Below are 18,745 nucleotides of genomic sequence, written 5' to 3'. Positions count from 1 at the left end.
TCGCGCCCCGTGGGCACGGGGCGGTGGGCGACCGGCGCGCGACGGTTCCCCACGGCGGGGAGCCGGTCCGGTCAGACCCCGCCGTGGCGCCGAAGGAGGAGCGCCGTCCAGGACATGCCGGGTACGCTAGCGCCGATCAAGTCCTCAGACAACCTGAGAGGTTTCCCATGACCGCGCTGCACCGGCGTCCCCTCGCGGACCAGGCGGCCGAGCTCCTGCTCGACCGCGTGCGCTCCGGCGTCTGGCCCCTCGACCACCGGCTGCCCGGCGAGCAGGCGCTCGCGACGGAGCTCGGCGTCGGGCGCTCCACCGTGCGCGAGGCGATCCGCCAGCTCGCGGGGCGTGGCGTGCTCGACAGCCGGCAGGGGTCGGGCGTCTACGTCGTGTCGACCGACACCGCGGACGACTGGGACGAGGTGCTGCGCCGCGGGGAGATCGTCGACGTGCTGGAGGTGCGCGCCGCGCTCGAGGCCGAGGCCGCGGGCCTCGCCGCCACGCGCCGGACCCCCGCGGACCTCCGCGCGATGACGACGGCGCTCGCACGTCGCGGGCAGGTCCCCGCGACGTCGTCGGCCGCCGATTACGTGGACGCGGACCTCGTCTTCCACCGGGCGGTCGTCGACGCCGCGCACAACGCCGTGCTGGGCGAGCTGTTCGCGACCTTCGTCCCGCGCCTGCGGCGCGCGATGGTCGCGATGGTCGACCTCGACCGCGCGGGCGAGGCGCACCGGCACGACCAGGACGCGCACGAGGCGATCCTCGAGGCCGTGCGCGACCGCGACGCCGTCCGCGCGTCCGCGGCGGCGCGCGAGCACCTCGCCGCCGTCCACGCGAAGGTCGCCGGACGCGACCCCGGCGCGACGGGCGGCGAGCGGTGAGCGCCGAGGTCCTGTCCCTGCGCGGCGTCGACCTGGTGCGGGAGGGACGGGCGATCCTCGACGGCGTCGACCTCGTCGTCCAGGCGGGCGAGCACTGGGCGCTGCTCGGGCCGAACGGGGCGGGCAAGAGCACGATCCTCGGGCTCTGCGGGGCGCGCCGCCACCCGACCCGGGGCACGGTCCACGTGCTCGGGGAGCGCCTGGGCCGCGTGGACATCCAGACGTTGCACCGCCGCATCGGCCACGTCGACCCGCGTCACGACCTGCGCTCGCCGCTGACCGTGCTCGAGGTGACCCTGACGGGCCTCACGGGGACCGTCGACTGGCGCCCGCGCTGGCAGCCGACCCCGGACGAGGTCACCCTCGCCCGAGGCCTCGTCGCCGACCTCGGTCTCGCGCACCGCGCGCACGACCCCTGGCAGACGCTCTCCCAGGGCGAGCGCGGGCGGGCGCTCGTGGCGCGCGCCCTCCTGCCCGACCCCGCCCTCCTGCTGCTCGACGAGCCGTCCACCGGGCTCGACGTCGCCGCGCGCGAGCAGCTCCTCGAGACGCTCGACGCCGTGCGCGCGACCCGGCCGCACGTCGCCTCGGTGCTCGTGACGCACCACCTCGAGGAGCTCCCGACCACGACGAGCCACGCGCTCCTGCTCGCGCACGGCCGCGTGGTCGTCGCGGGAGCCGCGGCGGACGTGCTCGTCACGGAGAACGTCACACGCTGCTTCGACCACCCGGTGCACGTCGAGCGCCGGTACGGGCGCTGGCACGCGACGGCCGGGCACGCGCGTCCGCCGCGCCTCGTCGGGGACGACGCGGCCGCCGTCGGGGCGGCGTCCGGGGCCGGTGCTGCCCAGGCGGCGGCCACGGCACCCGCACGACCCTAGGCTGGGCCCATGCACGCGATCGTGGCCCGCGCGGCGGGCGGCCCCGAGGTCCTCGACCACACCGAGCTCCCCGACCCGTCGCCGGGTCCCGGGCAGCTCCTCGTCCGGTCCGCCGTGGCGGGCGTGAACTTCATCGACACCTACAAGCGCTCGGGCGTGTACGCGATGGAGTACCCGCACGTCGTGGGCAGCGAGGGGGCGGGCGTCGTCTCCGAGCTGGGCGCGGGCGTCGAGGGCTTCGCCGTCGGCGACCGCGTCGTGTGGACCGAGGCGCCCGGGTCGTACGCGGACCTCGTCCTCGTGGACGCGGCCCAGGCGCTGCACGTCCCCGACGCCGTCTCCCTCGAGGACGCGACCGCCGTCGCGCTCCAGGGCCTCACCGCGCACTACCTGTGCACGTCGTCGTACCCCGTCCGCCCCGGGGACCGCGTCCTCGTGCACGCGGGCGCGGGCGGCGTCGGGCTGCTCCTGACCCAGATGCTCGTGGCGCGGGGCGCGCACGTGATCTCGACGGTCTCGACCCCCGAGAAGGCGGAGCTGTCCCGCGGCGCGGGCGCCGAGCACGCGATCCAGTACACGGCGTTCGCGGACCTCACCGCCGAGCTGCCCGAGGTCGTGCGCGGGCTCACGGGCGGCGAGGGCGTCGCGGCGGTGTACGACTCGGTCGGCAAGGACACGTTCGACGCGTCGCTCGCGTCGCTGCACCGCCGGGGCACGCTCGTGCTCTACGGCGGCTCCTCCGGTCAGGTCCCGCCGTTCGACCCGCAGCGCCTCAACGCCGGTGGCTCGCTCTTCCTCACGCGCCCCAAGCTCGCCGACCACACCGCGACCCGCGCCGAGCTCGTCGAGCGCGCGACCGAGGTGCTCGGCGCGGTCGCGGGCGGCACGCTGCACGTGCGCGTCGGCGCCACGTTCCCGCTCGCGGAGGCCGCCGACGCGCACCGGGCGCTGGAGGGCCGCGCGACCACGGGCAAGGTCCTCCTGCACCCCGAGGGCGCCGTGGACGCCCCGTCGGCCACGGGCACCCCATGAGCTGGGACTGGGTCCCGCCCCGGCCGGGCGAGGAGGACGGGTCCGACGGCGGCCCCTCCCCCGCCCTGCGCCGCACCGTGACGGTCCTCGCCGTCCTGCTCACCGCGGCGCTCGCCGTCTACTGGGTGACCGTCGGGGTGCGCCAGCAGGCGGACGCGTGCGTCGCCGACCGCCCCGCGGGCGTCGCGGCGCAGGACGTCGTGACGACCTGGCGGTGGTGGCCGCCCGGCTACGACTGCGCCGTCGCGCAGCCGACGACCCGCGCCTGAGCCACCCCGGAGCGAGCGGGTCAGGCCGACGCGGCAGGCGCCACGACGTGCAGGTGGTCGACCGGACCACGGCCCGTCCCGACCCGCAGCGCGGCGCCGGCGCGCAGCGCTCCCGTGAGCCACTCCTTGGCGTCGCGCGCGGCCTCCTCCCACCCCTCGCGCTGGGGGCGCAGGGCCGCGAGCGCCGCGGAGAGCGAGCACCCGGTGCCGTGGGTGTGCGGCGTGTCGACGCGCGTGGCCTCGAACGTGGTGACCCTGGCCCGGGCGCCCGGGACCGTGGCGGGCGCGACGAGAGCGTCGGGTGACGTCGCGCAGGTGAGGTGGCCGCCCTTGAGCAGCACGACCGCGCCGCTCGCCGCCGCGTAGGACGCGGCCTGGTCCAGCGCGTCGTCCCACGTCGTCGCGACGTCGCGTCCCGCGAGGACGGCGAGCTCGGGAAGGTTGGGCGTCACGACGTCGGCCCGCGCCGCGAGGTCGCGCACGGCCTGCTCCGCGCCCGGGTCCAGCAGGCGGTGCCCCGACGTCGCGACCATGACGGGGTCGAGCACGACCCAGGGCCGCGGGACCGCGGCGTCGGACCGGGCCGCGGCGACGGCGTCGAGCCACGCCCCGATCTCGCGCGCGTTCGCCTCGTCGGCGACCATGCCGATCTTCACGGCGTCGATCTCGACGTCGTCGGACACCGCGTCGAGCTGCTCGCGCAGGAACGCGGGACCGGGGACGTGCACGGACCGCACGCCGTGCGTGTTCTGCGCGACGAGCGCCGTCGTGACGGCCATGCCGTAGGCGCCGTGCGCGGCGAAGGACTTGAGGTCCGCCTGGATGCCCGCGCCCCCGGTCGGGTCGGTCCCGGCGATCGACAGGACGCGCGGCCGCGAGGGCCGGGCGCCGGGGTCGACGTCCGGACCGGGCGTGCGGCCGGCCGCGGGCCGGGGCGCGCTGCCGCGCCGGGGTGCGGGGTCGTGCTGGGGCAGGGCGAGCGTCATCGCCGGACATCCCTTCGCTGGTACGAGCCAGAGCAGGTTCGACGGGTCTCATCTCAGCCCCGTAGGGGGCACCCCGTGTCGCTCGCCATGCTACGTCCTGCGCGCCGGACGCCGGCGCCGGTCTCGCGCCGCCACGCCCTGCGTGCGCGACTCGCCCCGTGGGACGCCTCAGGCCTGGTGGATCGCCTCGCCCGCGATCTCGAGGCCGATCTTCTTGCCCACGAGGAAGCCGCCGGTCTCGAGGAGCACGTTCCAGACGAGGCCGAAGCTCTCGCGGTCGATCTCGCCCGCGGCGTGGAACCCGAAGATGTCCCGGCCGTACGGGTCGCGTCGCGCGCCCCCGTACTGCATGGACAGCACCGTCCGGTGGGTGACGCCGCGGACGGTGAGCAGTCCGCTGACGAGGAACCGCCCCGCCTGCGCGGCCCGGGGCTGCACACGCTCCTGCGCGAGCTCGGCGCGCTCGGGCGAGCGGTTCCGCAGCCGCGCCCACGCGAGGATCTGGTCCTGCTGCTCGCCCTGCCAGTCGATCGAGGTGCTGCGGAACTCGATCGTCGGGTAGGCGTCGACGTCGAGGAAGTCGGGGCTGCGGAGGTGCGCGTCGCGCTCCTCGTGGTGGGTCGTGAGGCTCGCCGTCTCGATGGTCGCCGACACGGCCGACGCGGTCGGATCCTCGCCCACCAGGATCGTCGCGCGCGCCCGGGTGAACTCTCCCCGGACAGGCGAGACCATCATGTGCATCCCGGTGAACCCGATGCGCTTGTGCGCCTCGTCGAGGGCGTAGGTGCCGGCCTCGGGAACGGTGAGGCCGTTCCACTGCCGGACAGGGCGTGCCGTCGTCATCCGTCGCTCCCAGGCGTCGTCGAGCCGCGACGTCGGTGTCCGCCCGGTACTGGTCAGGTGTCCAGGACAGCATCCCCGATGAGTGGATGAAGATTCAACTACGTACCGGGTGATCTCCCTCCCTCCGCCGTCCGCGACCGTCGGAGAACCACCCCGAACGCGCGAGCGCCGCCCGACCGGAGGGTCGGGCGGCGCTGCGGTCTGGATCGCGGCGGGTCTGCGGTGCGGCGAGTGGCGACACCGCAGTCGCCGCGACGTCAGCGAGCCGGGAGCTCTCCCGGCATCGGGTCGTCCGCGCCCCAGCGCGTCACGCGCAGCCGGCGCGCGTCGGGGCCCGGCAGCGAGTCCCCGCGGCGCGCGGCCTCGTCCGCCGCGGCGCGCAGCGACTCCGGCGAGTCGTGCGTCACGCGGACGAACGCGCCCGAGAAGGCGTCGAGCTCGCCCCGGGCGATCGCGACGACCATCTCGACCGTGCGCTCGACCGGGGTCCACTCGGTGCGGCCCTCGTGCATGGCCATCGACGCGGTCATGTCGGTCTGCACCACGCCGGGCGAGACCTCGAACGTGCGCAGCCCTCGCGCGTGGCCGGACCGGTGGAGGTTCGCCCCCAGCCGCAGGAGCGCCGTCTTGCTCGCGTTGTACGCGCTCGCGCCGTCCATGTCGTGCGAGCCCGCGCCGCTGTTGAGGTCGACGACGCGGCCCCCGCCGCGCGCGAGCATCCCCGGCACGACGGCGCGCGCGAGGAGGAACGGGCCGCGCACGTTGGTCTCGACGATCGCCCACCACTCGTCGGGGTCGGCCTCCCAGAGCGGCACCTCGGCGTCGACCCGGCCCGCGTTGTTGACGAGGAGGTCGACGCTCCCGAGCGCGGCCTCCGCCTCGCCGACCGCGGCCGCGACGGCCGCGGCGTCGGTGACGTCCGCCGTCACGACGACCGCACGCCCGGCACCGCTCCCGTCGAGCGCCGCGATCTCGTCGGCCACGCCCGCAAGCCGGTCGGCGTCGCGCGCGAGGAGCGCGACGTCGAGGCCGGCCGCGGCGAGACCGACGGCGATCGCGCGGCCGATGCCGCGCGACGCGCCGGTGACGAGCGCCGTCCGCGCGGGAGCGACGGCGACGGTGCCCTCCGCGCTCACGCCCGCAGCTCCGCGCCGACGCGCTCGCGCGCCACCGACACGGCCCCCTCGCGGACGCGCGCGACGTCGTCGGCGGTGAGCGTGCGGTCCGCGGCGCGCAGCCGCAGCGAGAACGCGAGCGACTTGCGCCCGGCGCCGATCTGCTCGCCGGTGAAGACGTCGAACAGCGCGACCTCCTCGAGCAGGTCGCCGGCACCGTCGACGATCGCGTCGCGCAGCGCCTGCGCGGTCACGTCGGCGTCCACCACGAACGCGAGGTCCTCCTTGGCCGCGGGGAAGCCCGAGACGGGCGTCGCCTGCACCGGCGCGTCGGACGAGCCCTCCACGAGCGCGGTGAGGTCGACCTCGAACGCCACGGCACGCGCAGGGAGGCCCAGGTTCTCGACCACCTTGGGGTGCAGCTCGCCCGCGTGCCCGACGACCGTCCCGTCCGCGAGCTCGAGGCGCGCGCAGCGCCCCGGGTGGAACGGTGCCCGCGCGGTGTCCGCGACCACGGTCACGTCGGCATCCCCCCGGAGGCCCGCGCGTTCCGCGACGCGTCGCGCCGCGGCGAGCGCGTCGGTCCAGTCCGCCGCGCGGCCCGGACCCCACCAGCCGGCACGCTCGCGGCGCCCGACGAGGACGCCGGCCACGTGGCGCGGCTGCGACGGCAGCGCGGCGTCGATCGCCGCGAGCTCCTCGTCGCTCGGCCGGACCCCGCCCGGCAGCGCGGGCGCGGCAGGCGCGTCGGGCCGCGGGTGCGTGACGAGGCCGATCTCGAAGAGCGCGACGTCGCCCAGCCCCCGGCCGACGTTGCGGCGCGTGGTCTCCAGCAGCGTGCTCAGCAGGTCCGTGCGCATCAGCGGGCGGTCGTCGGCGAGCGGGTTGAGCAGGCGCAGCGCCCGACGGCGGGCGTCGTCCGCGGGCAGGCGCAGCGCGTCGAGCTCCGCGGTGCCGACGAACGGGTAGCTCAACGTCTCGACGAACCCGTCCTCCGCGAGCGCCCGCGCGACCGAGCGGCGCACGCGCTGCTCGCGCGTGAGCCCCCGGCCGCCGGGTGCGGCGGGCAGCAGGGACGGGATCTCGTCGTAGCCGACGAGGCGCGCGACCTCCTCCACGAGCTCGGCCGGCTCCGTGAGGTCGGGGCGCCAGGACGGCGGGGTGACCACGAGCACGCCCGTGGCCTCCGCGCCGTCCGCGTCGACCGTGCAGCCGATCGCGCCGAGCGTGCCGACGACCTGCTCGAGCGTGTACGGCACGCCGACGAGGCGCTCCGCCTCGCCGACCGGGAGGCGGATCGCGGCGGGGGCGGCGACGCGGTCGAGGTCACCCACGGCCGGGTCCGCGGTGCCGCCGCCGAGCTCGACGAGCAGGCCGACGACGCGCTGCGCCGCCACCGCGGGGAGCAGCGGGTCGACGCCGCGCTCGAACCGCTTCGCCGCCTCGCTCGACAGCTTGTGGCGGCGCGACGTGCGCGCGACCGTCACCGGGTCGAAGTGCGCGGCCTCGACGAGCACGGCCGTCGTCGTCGGGCCGACCTCGGAGGACGCACCGCCCATGACCCCGGCGAGTCCGAGCACACGGGAGGCGCGCGCACCGTCGGGGCTGTCCGTGATGAGCAGGTCCTCGGGGTCGAGGGCCCGGTCGACGTCGTCGAGCGTCGTGAGCCGCTCCCCCGCCGCCGCCCGCCGCACGACGATCGGCGCCGCGACCTGCTCGAGGTCGTACGCGTGCAGCGGCTGCCCGAGGTCGAGCATGACGTAGTTCGTCACGTCGACCGCGAGCGAGATGGGCCGCATGCCCGACGCCGTGAGGCGGCGCTGCATCCACGCGGGCGTCGGCGCGGCGGGGTCGATCCCCCGCACGACCCGCGTGACGAAGCGGTCGCACCCGACGACGCCGTGGACCGGCGCGGCGTCGTCCACCTCGACGGGGAAGCCGTCGGGCGTCGCGGCGGGCGGCGGGGTCGGCAGCGAGCCCGGCAGGCCGGGGTCGGTGAAGCGCGCGCCCGTCGAGTGCGAGAACTCGCGCGCGACGCCGCGGTAGGAGAACGCGTACCCGCGGTCGGGCGTCACGTTGATCTCGAGCACCTCGTCGCCGAGCCCGAGCAGCGCGACCGCGTCCTGCCCCGGGGTCAGGTCCTCGGCCGCGTACCCGAGCCGCGGCAGCACGATGATGCCGTCGTGGTCCTCGCCGAGCCCGAGCTCGCGCTGCGAGCAGATCATGCCGTCGGACACGTGCCCGTACGTCTTGCGGCTCGCGATGGGGAACGGACCGGGCAGGACGGAGCCCGGCAGCGCGACGACGACGAGGTCGCCCGGCGCGAAGTTGTGCGCGCCGCACACGATCCCCCGCGCACCGCCCGCCGGCACGTCGGCGGGGTCGACGCCCGTGATCTCGGCGGCGTTGTGCTCCGGCCCGACGTCGACCAGGCACCAGTTGATCGTCTTGCCGTTCTTCTGCGGCTCGGGCGTCATCTCGAGGACGCGCCCGACGACGAGGGGACCCGTGACGGCCGCGCCGTGGATCGCCTCCTCCTCGAGGCCCACGCGGACGAGGTCGGCGGCGAGCCGCTCGGCGGTGAGCCCCGCGGGCAGCTCGACGTGGTCGCCCAGCCAGTCGATGGCGACGTAAGGCATCAGATCTCCGTTCCGAACTGGGCGGAGAAGCGCACGTCGCCCTCCACCATGTCGTGCATGTCCGCGATCCCGTGGCGCAGCATGAGCGTGCGCTCGATGCCCATGCCGAACGCGAAGCCCGAGTACACGTCGGGGTCGACGCCGACGGACCGCAGCACGTTCGGGTTGACCATGCCGCAGCCGCCCCACTCGATCCAGCCGGGGCCGCCCTTCTTCTGCGGGAACCACAGGTCCATCTCGGCGCTCGGCTCGGTGAACGGGAAGTAGCTCGGACGCAGGCGCGTGCGCGCCTCGGGGCCGAACATGGCGCGCGCGAACGCGTCGAGGGTCCCGAGCAGGTTCGCCATGGTCAGGCCCTTGTCGATCGCCAGCCCCTCGACCTGGTGGAACACCGGGGTGTGGGTCGCGTCGAGCGCATCGGTGCGGAACGTCTTGCCCGGGCACGCGACGTACAGCGGCACGCCGCGCTCGAGCAGCGAGCGCGCCTGGACGGGCGACGTGTGCGTGCGCAGCACGAGGTTCGACGGCGCCGCAGCGCCCTCGGAGCCGCCCGCTCCGGCCACGTAGAACGTGTCCTGCATCTGCCGCGCCGGGTGGTCGACGCCGAAGTTCAGCGCGTCGAAGTTGAACCACTCCGCCTCGACCTCGGGGCCCTCCGCGATCTCCCAGCCGAGGCCGACGAAGAAGTCGGCCACGCGCTCCTGGAGCGTCTCCAACGGGTGCCGCGCACCCGGCGGCACGCGGTCGACCGGGAGCGTGACGTCCACCGCCTCCTCGACGAGCACGCGCTCGTCGCGCTCGGCCTCGAGCTCGGCCTGGCGCGCGGCGAGCGCCTGGTTCACGCGGCCGCGGAGCGGACCGAGGAGCTTGCCGGCGGTCTTCTTGTCGGCAGGCGCGAGCGAGCCGATCTGGCGGTTCGCGAGGGCGAGGGCGCTGCGGTCCCCCGTGTGCTCGGTGCGCACGAGCTTGAGCGCGTCGAGGTCGCCGGCCCCGGCGATCGCGGCGAGGGCGGCGTCGAGGGCGCGCTGGAGCGCGTCGGCGTCGAGGGGGGAGGGAGCGGTCGGGGTGTCCGGGCCGCCGTCCCCCGTGACGGGGGTGACGACGTCGGCGTCAGGGCTGGACATGCGTGCCTTCCTGGCGAGGGCGGGACTGCGGGAGCGGGCGACGACCAGGGCAGGACCTCAAGGGTGGCCTGGACGGGTGCCGCCTCGCGGGGCGCGGCGCACGGGGCGCGCGCGGGCGCGCGCTCGTGCGCGCGTCGCGGTCATTCTAGGGCGCCCGTCCCGGCCCGGTCCGTCCCGCCTCGGGCGGGAGGTGTGCACGCGTCAGTCGCGCGGGCCCGTGACGGGCCCGGGAAATCGACGACCACCGTGCATGCTCATGACCGCCATCCTCGCACAGCCGTCGTCCGGGTGCCGGGCCGGTGCCCGCCGCGGGGTCCGCTCTCGCGGAGGCTCTCGTCGCCCTCCCGACGACGCGGTCGTCAGCCGCGCGCGGCCGCCCCCGCCAGCGGGAAGGTCTCGACCGTGCGGTACACCCGCCGGCCCGACGCGTCGCCGGGCGTCGACTCCAGCAGCAGGAGCTCGTGCGCGGTCCAGTCGGGGCCCGCGTAGACGGACAGCGCCGCGGCCGGACCGGCGAGCGGGTCGCCGGCGGTGAGGTCGGCGACGCCTCCCCCGGGACGGCGTCCGGCGGAGCGCGCGCGACGTCGAGCCTGTCGGGCCCCGGCGGCGGCCCGCGCCACGGTGAGGTGGGCGCGCTGCCGCGGACGGCGGTCCACGCGGACCCCGGCCTCCCCGGCCGCCTCGGCCACGGCCGCGCTGAGGTCACGGAGCGCGTCCGCGTCCACGCCCCCGACGCCGACCCACAGCACGCGCCGGTCGAAGACGCCGGCACCGCGCAGGCGGAGAGACGGCGGTGGGTTCTCGCGCGCGACCGGCACGAGCGCGGCGGCGAGGTCGGGCAGCGCCCCGTCCGGCACGTCCCCGAAGAACGAGACGGTCACGTGCCACAGCTCCGGCGGGGTCCACCGCACGAGCGGTGCGCCGTCGGGCCGGCGCGCCTCCTGGGCGTGCGCGCCCGAGAGCGCGAGCGCGAGATGGTCGAGCGCGGCGGCGCTCGGGCGGAGCGCGGCGAACAGGCTCACGCGCCGGCGCCTCCCGCCGCGGCCGGACGCCGGGCGGGTCGGTGCGCCCGGCTGGAGGCGTAGAGGCACACCGTCGCGGCGGTCGCGAGGTTGAGCGACTCGGCGAGCCCACGGATCGGGACGCGCACGACCGCGTCGGCGAGCGCCCGGTCCTGCTCGGGCAGGCCCCAGGCCTCGTTCCCGAAGACCCAGGCGGTCGGGCCCGCGAGGTCGACGCGGCGCTGCCCGTCGTCGAGCGCCCCCTCGCCCGCAGGACCGGCCACGTCGAGCAGGTTGTCCAGGTCCAGGTCGCCCGCCCCGTCGGCGGCGAGCACGGTGAGCCCGGCATCGCGCAGCGCGGCCACCGCGTCCGCGAGGCTCACGCCCGTGACGACGGGCAGGTGGAACAACGAGCCCGCGGTGGAGCGCACGACCTTGGGGTTGTGCACGTCCACGCTCTCGCCCGCGAGCACGACCGCGTCCGCGCCCGCCGCGTCGGCGGCCCGGATCACGGTCCCGGCGTTCCCCGGGTCGCGCACCGTCGCCAGCACCGCGACGAGGGCGGGCCGCTCGCGGCCGGGACCGGTGAGCGTGGCGACGACGTCCTCGACCGTGGGCTCCTGTGCGCGGACCACCGCGAGCACGCCCTGCGCGTCGGGGCTCATCGCGGTGAGCACCTCGGCCGTCGCGACGTGGACGTGCAGACCCGCGGCGCGGGCGTCGTCGACGATCTCGGGGTGCCGCCCGCCGGCCGTGGGCGTCACGTACACGTCGCGGACGCGCTCGGGGGCGTGCCGCACGGCCTCGCGCACGCCCTGCGGCCCCTCGACGAGGAGCTGTCCGTGCCGGGAACGCGCCGGACGCCCGGCCAGCGCACGGACCGCCTTGACCCGGTCGCTGCGAGGGTTCGTCAGCGTGGGGTCGAGCAGGTCGTGCGCCGTCCGGGCGTCCGTGGCGCGAGGGGCGCTGGTCAGGCTGCGGCCTTCGGCGCGTTGACGTCCTCGGGGAGCGCGTCCTTGGCGACCTGGACGAGCGCGTTGAACGCTGCCACGTCGTTGACCGCGAGCTCGGCGAGCAGGCGACGGTCGACCTCGACACCCGCGGCCTTGAGGCCCTGGATGAGGCGGTTGTACGTCAGGCCCTGCGCGCGGGACGCCGCGTTGATGCGCTGGATCCACAGCTTGCGGAAGTCGCCCTTGCGCGCCTTGCGGTCGCGGTACGAGTAGACGAGGGAGTGGGTGACCTGCTCCTTCGCCTTGCGGTAGAGGCGCGAGCGCTGGCCGCGGTAGCCGCTGGCGCGCTCGAGGGTCGTACGGCGCTTCTTCTGGGCGTTGACCGCCCGCTTCACGCGTGCCACGTGATGCTCCTTGCAGTTCGGGGCTCAGGGGTGAGCCGGTCGGTGGCGAGTCCCGCCACCTGCCGGGTCACTTGCCGAGCAGCTTCTTGATGGTCTTGACGTCGGCGGGCGAGACCACCTGGTCCTGGGCGAGGCGGCGCTTGCGCTTGGTGGCCTTGTGCTCGAGCAGGTGTCGAGCGTTGGCCTGCTCGCGCATGACCTTGCCGGTACCCGTGATGCGGAAGCGCTTCTTGGCACCCGAGTGCGTCTTGTTCTTCGGCATGACTGCCGTCTCTCCTTGTGTCCGGTCAGCCGCCTCGCGGCGGCCGACGTGTTCGGGTCCTGGCCGGTGGGCCCGGACCCCGAGCAGGGTCGGTCTGTGCTGCCGGCCGTCAGCCGGCCTTGCCTCGCGGTGCCGGCTTGGGCGCCGGGCGCGGGGCGCTCGGCTTGGGCGCGGCAGGCTTGGGGGCCGCCGGCTTGGCGCCGGACGCCGGCGCGGACGGAGCCGCCGGTGCCGGACGAGGAGTGGCCGGGCGCGGCGCGGCGGGCTTCGAGTCCGCAGCCGGTCGGGCAGCGGGACGCGGTGCCGTGGCCGGACGCGGCGCGGGCGCCGAGCGCGGGGCGGCAGCCGTGGGCGCAGGCGCGGCCTTGGGTGCCGGAGCAGCCTTCGGCGCGGGCGCCTCCTCGACCGGAGCCTCGACGGGCGCCTCGACCGGCGCGGCGGCCTCGACGGGGGCCGGGGTGGCCTCGACGGCCGGGGCCTCGGTGGCCTCGGGCGCGTCGACGTCCTGGTCCTCCGGGCCGTCGACCGTTCGTGCCGCGGCGCGCTGGGCGGACTTCGTCAGCCGGGGCTCGGCCTCCTGCGCCCGCTTGCGCTGCTCGCTCTTGGCGTCGGCCTTCTTCTTCACCGGGCCGAGCACCATGGTCATGTTGCGGCCGTCCTGCTTCGGCATCGACTCCACGAAGCCGAGCTCCGCGACGTCGTCCGCGAGGCGCTGGAGCAGACGCACGCCCATCTCGGGGCGGGACTGCTCGCGGCCGCGGAACATGATCATGACCTTGACCTTGTCGCCGGCGGCGAGGAAGCGCTCGACGTGGCCCTTCTTGGTGCCGTAGTCGTGCGGGTCGATCTTCAGGCGGAAGCGGATCTCCTTGAGGACCGTGTTCGCCTGGTTGCGCCGCGCCTCACGCGCCTTCATGTCGGACTCGTACTTGAACTTGCCGAAGTCCATGAGCTTGGCGACGGGGGGTCGGGCGTCCGGGGCGACCTCGACGAGGTCGAGGTCCGCGTCCTGGGCAAGGCTCAGGGCAACCTCGGTGCGGACGACGCCGACCTGCTCCCCGCCGGGACCGATGAGTCGGACCTCGGGGACGCGGATCCGATCGTTGATGCGAGGCTCGCTGATGTGATGCTCCTAGGAAGTCGTCGGTAGACCACCCGGGACGAAGAAGGCCTCCGTCCCTGAGCGCAGGGCGGAGGCCATCAGGTCGGGACGTCGCACCGGGCGACGACCACGTCGGGACGTCCCCGAAGGGTGCGTCCCGGACCAGGACCCGGCCTCTGTCGCGACGTTCGTCGGCGGTCGAGACCCGGGTGGGATGAGATCCACTTGCGCACTCGCACCCCTCCCGTCGCCCGGAATCCGGACGAGGAGACGCGCACGAGTCGGTCAGCCATCAAGGATAGCAGGTGCAGGGCGGGTCCTCGTACCCGGCCGAGAGCCGAACTCCGGATCGCCTCCATCATTGGAACTCTTCCAGTTTACGTGGTTAGAGTGGTGCCATGACGACAGGAGCGACGCCCGGCGTGGGGACGAGCCTCGACGACGGGCCACGACGCGCCCGCCACGAGGGCGAGCTGCGCGACCACGGCCTGCGCGTCACCGCGGCCCGGCTCGCCGTGCTCGACGCGGTCGAGCTCCAGCAGCACGCCGACGCCGACGACGTCCTGCGGGCCGCTCGCGCGTCGCTCGGCTCCGTCTCGGTCCAGGCGGTCTACGACGTCCTGCACACGCTCACCGACAAGGGGCTGGTCCGCCGGATCGAGCCCGCGGGCCACCCGGCGCGCTACGAGCGCCGCCTCGGCGACAACCACCACCACGTGGTGTGCCGGGGCTGCGGCGCCGTCGCCGACGTGGACTGCACGGTCGGCCACGCGCCCTGCCTGACCCCCTCCAGCACGTCGGGGTTCCAGATCGACACCGCCGAGGTGACCTTCTGGGGCCTCTGCCCCGACTGCGCGGACTGATCACCCCCACCCCGCTCCCGTACCTCGCGCATCCCGAACGCGCCCGTTTCCTCACGAAGATCCCGGTATGAGAAAGCCCATCGGGCCGCGACCGCGGCCCACGGAAGGAGACCCATGACCGCCCCCTTCACCACCACGAACGCCGGCGCACCCGTCGCCTCGGACGCCCACGCCCAGACCGTCGGCGCCGACGGGCCGATCGTCCTGCACGATCACTACCTCGTCGAGAAGCTCGCCCAGTTCAACCGCGAGCGCGTCCCCGAGCGCGTCGTCCACGCCAAGGGCGGCGGAGCCTTCGGGACGTTCACCGTGACGAACGACGTCAGCGCCTTCACGCGCGCCGCGCTCTTCCAGCCCGGCACGACCACCGAGATGCTCGCGCGCTTCTCCTCCGTCGCGGGCGAGCAGGGCTCCCCCGACACGTGGCGCGACCCGCGCGGCTTCGCGCTGAAGTTCTACACGACCGAGGGCAACTACGACCTCGTCGGCAACAACACGCCCGTGTTCTTCCTGCGCGACGGCATCAAGTTCCCCGACTTCATCCGCTCGCAGAAGCGCCTGCCCGGCTCGAACCTGCGTGACAACGACATGCAGTGGGACTTCTGGACCTTGTCCCCCGAGTCGGCGCACCAGGTCACGTGGCTCATGGGCGACCGCGGCCTGCCGTCGAGCTGGCGCCACATGGACGGGTTCGGCTCGCACACCTACCAGTGGATCAACGCGGCCGGCGAGCGCTTCTGGGTCAAGTACCACTTCAAGACCCAGCAGGGCATCGACAACCTCTCCGCCGACGAGGCGTCGCAGCTCGCGGGGTCGGACTCGGACCACCACATCCGCGACCTGTACGAGCACATCGAGGCGGGCGAGTTCCCGCGCTGGACGCTCTCGGTCCAGGTCATGCCCTACGAGGACGCGAAGGCCTACCGGTTCAACCCGTTCGACCTGACCAAGGTGTGGCCGCACGCCGACTACCCGCTGGTCGAGGTCGGGGTGATGGAGCTCAACCGGAACCCGGAGAACTACTTCGCCCAGATCGAGCAGGCCACGTTCGCGCCGAGCAACTTCGTCCCCGGCATCGCGACGAGCCCCGACAAGATGCTGCTCGCGCGCATCTTCTCCTACGCCGACGCGCACCGGTACCGCGTGGGCACCAACCACGCGCAGCTCCCGGTCAACGCGCCGCACGCGGCGAGCGAGGGCGGCCACTCGTACGCCAAGGACGGCGCCATGCGCTACTCCTTCTCCTCGGCGACCACGCCGGTCTACGCGCCCAACAGCCAGGGCGGTGCGCACGCCGACCCGGCCCGCGCCGCGGAGTCTGCCGGCTGGGAGGCCGACGGCGAGCTGACTCGCTCCGCCGCGACGCTGCACCCGGAGGACGACGACTTCGGCCAGGCGGGCACCCTCTACCGCGAGGTCTTCGACGACGCCGCGCGCGACCGCTTCCTCGCGACGATCACCGGGCACGTCGGCGCCGTGCGCAGCGACGAGATCCGCGAGCGGGCGATCGCGTACTGGACGAACGTCGACGCCGGCCTCGGCGGCGCGCTGCGCGTCGCGCTCGCCGCCACGGGCGCGCCTGTCGAGGGCGGCCAGCCCGGCACCGCGGCGGAGCCGGTGCGCGTCTGAGCCTCGGGTCCGTGGCGGTCCCGAGCCGCCACGCCGTCACGCCGGCCGTCGTCCCCTGCGGGGCGGCGGCCGGCGTCGTCGCGGCACGTCCCGCACGGGGGGCGTGCTCCGCCGCCGCCGGATGGAAAGATGGTCGCCATGAGTACCGAGAACGCTGCCGTGCCCGACCCCTCCGCCGACGCCGTGCGCGACATCGCCGACGTCGCCGCCGTGGAGGTCATCACGTCCGCGGCCGTCCACCTCATGAGCGCCGCAGCCGTCAAGTGCGGCCTGGCCGAGGACGCGCAGGAGCAGGGTCACCTGGACCTCGACGAGGCGCGCAAGCTCATCAACGCGCTCGCCGCGCTCGTCACGGCGAGCGCTCCCGACATCGGCAACCAGCACGCCCGGTCGCTCCGCGACGGGCTGCGCTCGCTCCAGCTCGCGTTCCGCGAGGCGTCGGTCTACCCCGACGCCCCCGGCGAGGGCCCGGGCGAGAAGTACACGGGCGCCGTGAGTTGAGCACTCCCCCGGTGCCTCGGCCGCACGGCGGGTCCTCCGAGCCGCCTCCGGGTCCGCCGCCGTCGCCGACCAGGCCGGAGAACGGCCCGCGGGGGACGACGCCGCCCGCGGTCCCGGGCGCTCCCTCGTCGGCCGGTGGACCACCGTCGTTCGCCCCGGCCTCCGCGGCGCCCCTGGCGCCGGCCTCGCACGCAGCCTCGGGCGCGTCGCCCGGCACCGTCGGCGCGGGCCCCGTCCCCGGGGCCACCGTCCCCCGGAGCGCGGGCGCACCGGGGACCGCCGCACCCGGACCGGACGGGGCACCGTCCGCCGCCGGGAGCACGACGGCGCCGCCGCGTCGCCGCCGCGGCGCCGTGGTGGCGATCGCGGTGCTCTCCCTCCTCCTCGCGGCGGCCCTGGGGGTCGGCGCCTACCTGTGGGTCACCACGACGCGCTGGCAGGAGTCAAGCGCGGACTGGGAGGGCGAGGCCCGCGGGCTGGGCGAGGACGTCGCCCGGCTCCAGACCGAGCTCGACGGCGCGAACGCGGAGCTCGACTCGGCGCGCACCCAGCTCACCGCCGCGCAGGACCGCATCAGCGACCTCGCCAACGAGAAGGCGCAGCTCGGCGACGAGAACGAGGCGTCCCAGCAGTACCTCGACTACCAGAGCCGGGTCTCCGAGGCGGCGGGCAAGGTCGCGGCCGCGCTCGGCCAGTGCACGACGGCGCAGACACAGCTCATCGGCTACCTCAACAACCGTGACGCGTACGACCCCGCCGACCTGGAGCGGTTCGCCGACCAGGTCGACCTGCTGTGCCAGGAGGCCACGGACGCCAACACGCAGCTCCAGCAGGAGCTCGCCGGATGACCCGGCACCGACCCTGGCCGGGCGCCAGGGGCGACTCCGGGCGCCTCGTCGGCCGGCGCGTCGTCGGGTCGCTCGTCTCCGTGACCCTGGTCGCCGGCCCGCTCGCAGCGTGCGGCGTCCTGCCGGAGCTCCCCGAGCCCGTGCCCGACTCGGTCGTGCCGTCCCTCGTCGCCCCCGACGACCCCGCGGGGTCCGAGAACCTCTCGCCCGACGGCTTCGACGCCGTCCGGCGCATGGCCGTGCGCATCCGCAACGTGCGCTGCGACGGGCTGTCGACCGGCTCGGGGTTCGCCGTGGACTCGCGCACGCTCATCACCAACAAGCACGTCGTCGACTCGTCGCGCTCGTTGCAGCTCCTCACCTACGACGGCCGCGACATCGCGGCCCAGACCGCGAGCGTCGCCGGCCTCGCGGACCTCGCGATCGTCCGGACGTCGGAGGACCTCCCGTCGGCCCCGACCCTCGCGGCGGCCGACCCGGCGCCGGGCGACCCCGTGACGGTCGTGGGCTACCCCGAGGGCGGCCGGCTCACGGTGACGCAGGGCTCCGTCATCGGGACGACGACGGACCCGCTGCACGAGAACCTCGGCGAGGTGCTGGTCACCGACGCGCCGGTCGAGCCGGGGAGCTCCGGCTCCGCCGCGCTCAACGACGCCGGCGAGGTGATCGGCGTCGTCTACGCCAAGACGTCGACCGACAAGTCGCTGCTCGTCCCGGTGAGCACGCTCCAGACGATGCTCGGCGACGAGTCGGCGTTCACCGCCCTCCCGGAGTGCGACGCCTGACCGGTCCTGTCGCGGCAGGTCGTGGGTCGTCGGCGCGACCCGTCGAGGCGCCCCCGCGCGCACCCTTGACCCCGGGTCTACCCTTCCTGCCATGAGCACACACGCGAGCTCGGACACGCCCCCCGTCGACCCGGCGCACATCACCCACGCAGCGCGCGACACGCTCACGGTGCGTCGCGTCTTCGGAGAGTCCTACGAGCGTGACGGCACGCTCGTCATCCCCGTCGCGACCGTCTGGGGCGGCACCGGCTCGGGCTGGGGCTCCGGCGCGGGAGAGCTCTCCGGCAAGGGGGCCGCCGACTGGCGGCGCCGCGTCGGGGCGGCCGCCGCCCCCGCTCCGGAGGCCGAACCGGCGTCGACGACGCCCGACGCGAGCGGTTCGTCCGACCCCGGGTCGGGCAACGCCGGCGGCGAGGCGGGCGGCGAGGGCTCGGGTGGTGGTGGCGGCTTCGGCGTCCGCGTCGTCGCCAAGGGCGTCTACGTCGTCGACGACCAGGGCGTGCGCTGGCAGCCGGCGCTGGACCTCAACCGCGTGATCCTCGGCGGGCAGGCCCTCGGCGCGGTCGTCGCGTTCTCGGCCGCGCTCGCGTGGGGTCTGAGCCGCCTGCGCCGGCGCTGAGCGACCCGGCA

General features: G+C 75.4%; 20 protein-coding genes and 1 riboswitch. Of the genes, 10 read left to right on the top strand and 10 right to left on the bottom strand.

Translation table 11 applies throughout. The features are described from left to right. The first annotated feature begins 167 nt into the window (after window positions 1-167). From A0J59_RS04815 to A0J59_RS04800, 4 genes are read left to right on the top strand one after another with little or no spacing between them, the layout of a single operon-like run. Complete coding sequence (locus A0J59_RS04815; RefSeq protein ID WP_064315384.1) at window positions 168-878, top strand: FadR/GntR family transcriptional regulator; 711 nt, start codon at window positions 168-170, stop codon at window positions 876-878. Then, the gene (locus A0J59_RS04810) at window positions 875-1,759 is read left to right on the top strand and encodes an ABC transporter ATP-binding protein (protein ID WP_064315383.1); all 885 of its coding nucleotides are present in this window, start codon (window positions 875-877) and stop codon (window positions 1,757-1,759) included. The genes A0J59_RS04815 and A0J59_RS04810 overlap by 4 nt, the downstream gene beginning before the upstream one ends. 9 nt (window positions 1,760-1,768) lie before the next feature. Then, window positions 1,769-2,791, top strand: a complete 1,023-nt coding sequence (locus A0J59_RS04805) for a quinone oxidoreductase (RefSeq protein ID WP_064315382.1) — start codon at window positions 1,769-1,771, stop codon at window positions 2,789-2,791. Next, window positions 2,788-3,060, top strand: coding sequence for a hypothetical protein (locus tag A0J59_RS04800; protein WP_053371668.1), 273 nt, complete (start codon window positions 2,788-2,790; stop codon window positions 3,058-3,060). Before A0J59_RS04805 ends, A0J59_RS04800 begins: the two co-directional genes overlap by 4 nt. A gap of 20 nt (window positions 3,061-3,080) precedes the next feature. Here A0J59_RS04800 and thiD read toward each other — a convergent pair whose 3' ends face one another. From thiD to infC, 10 genes are all read right to left on the bottom strand, one after another. Then, window positions 3,081-4,046 (bottom strand): bifunctional hydroxymethylpyrimidine kinase/phosphomethylpyrimidine kinase, encoded by a 966-nt coding sequence (thiD, locus tag A0J59_RS04795; protein ID WP_082918742.1) that lies wholly within the window; start codon window positions 4,044-4,046, stop codon window positions 3,081-3,083. Further along, a riboswitch (TPP riboswitch) is annotated at window positions 4,039-4,132 on the bottom strand. It overlaps the preceding gene by 8 nt. Before the next feature lie 82 nt (window positions 4,133-4,214). Continuing rightward, a complete protein-coding gene (locus A0J59_RS04790) occupies window positions 4,215-4,889 on the bottom strand; it encodes a YceI family protein (RefSeq protein WP_064315381.1) in 675 nt (224 codons plus the stop codon). A gap of 257 nt (window positions 4,890-5,146) precedes the next feature. Further along, window positions 5,147-6,025, bottom strand: coding sequence for an SDR family oxidoreductase (locus A0J59_RS04785; protein WP_064315380.1), 879 nt, complete (start codon window positions 6,023-6,025; stop codon window positions 5,147-5,149). Beyond that, window positions 6,022-8,643 carry a phenylalanine--tRNA ligase subunit beta gene (pheT, locus tag A0J59_RS04780; RefSeq protein WP_064315379.1) on the bottom strand — a complete coding sequence of 874 codons (2,622 nt, stop codon included), beginning with the start codon at window positions 8,641-8,643 and terminating at the stop codon, window positions 6,022-6,024. Before pheT ends, A0J59_RS04785 begins: the two co-directional genes overlap by 4 nt. Further along, window positions 8,643-9,767: a phenylalanine--tRNA ligase subunit alpha gene (gene pheS / locus A0J59_RS04775; protein WP_053371665.1), complete on the bottom strand. Its 1,125-nt coding sequence runs from the start codon at window positions 9,765-9,767 to the stop codon at window positions 8,643-8,645. Before pheS ends, pheT begins: the two co-directional genes overlap by 1 nt. A 359-nt stretch (window positions 9,768-10,126) precedes the next feature. Next, window positions 10,127-10,789, bottom strand: a complete 663-nt coding sequence (thpR, locus tag A0J59_RS04770; protein ID WP_064315397.1) for an RNA 2',3'-cyclic phosphodiesterase — start codon at window positions 10,787-10,789, stop codon at window positions 10,127-10,129. Further along, entirely contained in the window at window positions 10,786-11,682 is an 897-nt protein-coding gene (locus A0J59_RS04765; RefSeq protein ID WP_064315396.1) for an RNA methyltransferase, read from the bottom strand. Before A0J59_RS04765 ends, thpR begins: the two co-directional genes overlap by 4 nt. A gap of 56 nt (window positions 11,683-11,738) precedes the next feature. Then, complete coding sequence (gene rplT, locus A0J59_RS04760; protein WP_024840664.1) at window positions 11,739-12,125, bottom strand: 50S ribosomal protein L20; 387 nt, start codon at window positions 12,123-12,125, stop codon at window positions 11,739-11,741. Between the two features lie 67 nt (window positions 12,126-12,192). Beyond that, window positions 12,193-12,387 (bottom strand): 50S ribosomal protein L35, encoded by a 195-nt coding sequence (gene rpmI, locus A0J59_RS04755; protein WP_047233980.1) that lies wholly within the window; start codon window positions 12,385-12,387, stop codon window positions 12,193-12,195. Between the two features lie 109 nt (window positions 12,388-12,496). Then, complete coding sequence (infC, locus tag A0J59_RS04750) at window positions 12,497-13,459, bottom strand: translation initiation factor IF-3 (protein ID WP_255364994.1); 963 nt, start codon at window positions 13,457-13,459, stop codon at window positions 12,497-12,499. 428 nt (window positions 13,460-13,887) lie between these two features. Here infC and A0J59_RS04745 point away from each other — a divergent pair, with 428 nt between their 5' ends. The 6 genes from A0J59_RS04745 (at window position 13,888) to A0J59_RS04720 (ending at window position 18,734) form a co-directional block, all read left to right on the top strand. Further along, window positions 13,888-14,352 carry a Fur family transcriptional regulator gene (locus A0J59_RS04745; RefSeq protein ID WP_082141419.1) on the top strand — a complete coding sequence of 155 codons (465 nt, stop codon included), beginning with the start codon at window positions 13,888-13,890 and terminating at the stop codon, window positions 14,350-14,352. Between the two features lie 114 nt (window positions 14,353-14,466). After that, complete coding sequence (locus tag A0J59_RS04740; protein WP_047233982.1) at window positions 14,467-15,981, top strand: catalase; 1,515 nt, start codon at window positions 14,467-14,469, stop codon at window positions 15,979-15,981. A gap of 138 nt (window positions 15,982-16,119) precedes the next feature. Beyond that, window positions 16,120-16,482, top strand: coding sequence for a DUF1844 domain-containing protein (locus A0J59_RS04735; protein ID WP_047234013.1), 363 nt, complete (start codon window positions 16,120-16,122; stop codon window positions 16,480-16,482). Window positions 16,483-16,850: 368 nt separating this feature from the next. Continuing rightward, entirely contained in the window at window positions 16,851-17,330 is a 480-nt protein-coding gene (locus A0J59_RS04730; protein ID WP_231581903.1) for a hypothetical protein, read from the top strand. Next, the gene (locus tag A0J59_RS04725; RefSeq protein WP_082918741.1) at window positions 17,327-18,115 is read left to right on the top strand and encodes a S1C family serine protease; all 789 of its coding nucleotides are present in this window, start codon (window positions 17,327-17,329) and stop codon (window positions 18,113-18,115) included. Before A0J59_RS04730 ends, A0J59_RS04725 begins: the two co-directional genes overlap by 4 nt. A gap of 91 nt (window positions 18,116-18,206) precedes the next feature. Then, a complete protein-coding gene (locus A0J59_RS04720; protein WP_047233984.1) occupies window positions 18,207-18,734 on the top strand; it encodes a hypothetical protein in 528 nt (175 codons plus the stop codon). Window positions 18,735-18,745: the final 11 nt, after the last annotated feature.

The organism is Cellulosimicrobium sp. I38E, from assembly GCF_001647255.1.
GTDB lineage: Bacteria > Actinomycetota > Actinomycetes > Actinomycetales > Cellulomonadaceae > Cellulosimicrobium > Cellulosimicrobium cellulans_E.
Note: the sequence above shows the minus strand (reverse complement) of the source record. Positions and strands in the feature narration are given on the sequence as shown.

What these genes read in the sequence shown, in the direction of transcription:
- A0J59_RS04740 (WP_047233982.1), top strand. Translation starts at nt 14,467, where the DNA reads ATGACCGCCCCCTTCACCACCACGAACGCCGGCGCACCCGTCGCCTCG.
- thiD (WP_082918742.1), bottom strand. Translation starts at nt 4,046, where the DNA reads ATGACGCTCGCCCTGCCCCAGCACGACCCCGCACCCCGGCGCGGCAGC.
- pheT (WP_064315379.1), bottom strand. Translation starts at nt 8,643, where the DNA reads ATGCCTTACGTCGCCATCGACTGGCTGGGCGACCACGTCGAGCTGCCC.
- A0J59_RS04735 (WP_047234013.1), top strand. Translation starts at nt 16,120, where the DNA reads ATGAGTACCGAGAACGCTGCCGTGCCCGACCCCTCCGCCGACGCCGTG.
- A0J59_RS04725 (WP_082918741.1), top strand. Translation starts at nt 17,327, where the DNA reads ATGACCCGGCACCGACCCTGGCCGGGCGCCAGGGGCGACTCCGGGCGC.
- A0J59_RS04805 (WP_064315382.1), top strand. Translation starts at nt 1,769, where the DNA reads ATGCACGCGATCGTGGCCCGCGCGGCGGGCGGCCCCGAGGTCCTCGAC.
- rpmI (WP_047233980.1), bottom strand. Translation starts at nt 12,387, where the DNA reads ATGCCGAAGAACAAGACGCACTCGGGTGCCAAGAAGCGCTTCCGCATC.
- A0J59_RS04815 (WP_064315384.1), top strand. Translation starts at nt 168, where the DNA reads ATGACCGCGCTGCACCGGCGTCCCCTCGCGGACCAGGCGGCCGAGCTC.
- pheS (WP_053371665.1), bottom strand. Translation starts at nt 9,767, where the DNA reads ATGTCCAGCCCTGACGCCGACGTCGTCACCCCCGTCACGGGGGACGGC.
- A0J59_RS04790 (WP_064315381.1), bottom strand. Translation starts at nt 4,889, where the DNA reads ATGACGACGGCACGCCCTGTCCGGCAGTGGAACGGCCTCACCGTTCCC.
- A0J59_RS04800 (WP_053371668.1), top strand. Translation starts at nt 2,788, where the DNA reads ATGAGCTGGGACTGGGTCCCGCCCCGGCCGGGCGAGGAGGACGGGTCC.
- A0J59_RS04720 (WP_047233984.1), top strand. Translation starts at nt 18,207, where the DNA reads ATGAGCACACACGCGAGCTCGGACACGCCCCCCGTCGACCCGGCGCAC.
- A0J59_RS04745 (WP_082141419.1), top strand. Translation starts at nt 13,888, where the DNA reads ATGACGACAGGAGCGACGCCCGGCGTGGGGACGAGCCTCGACGACGGG.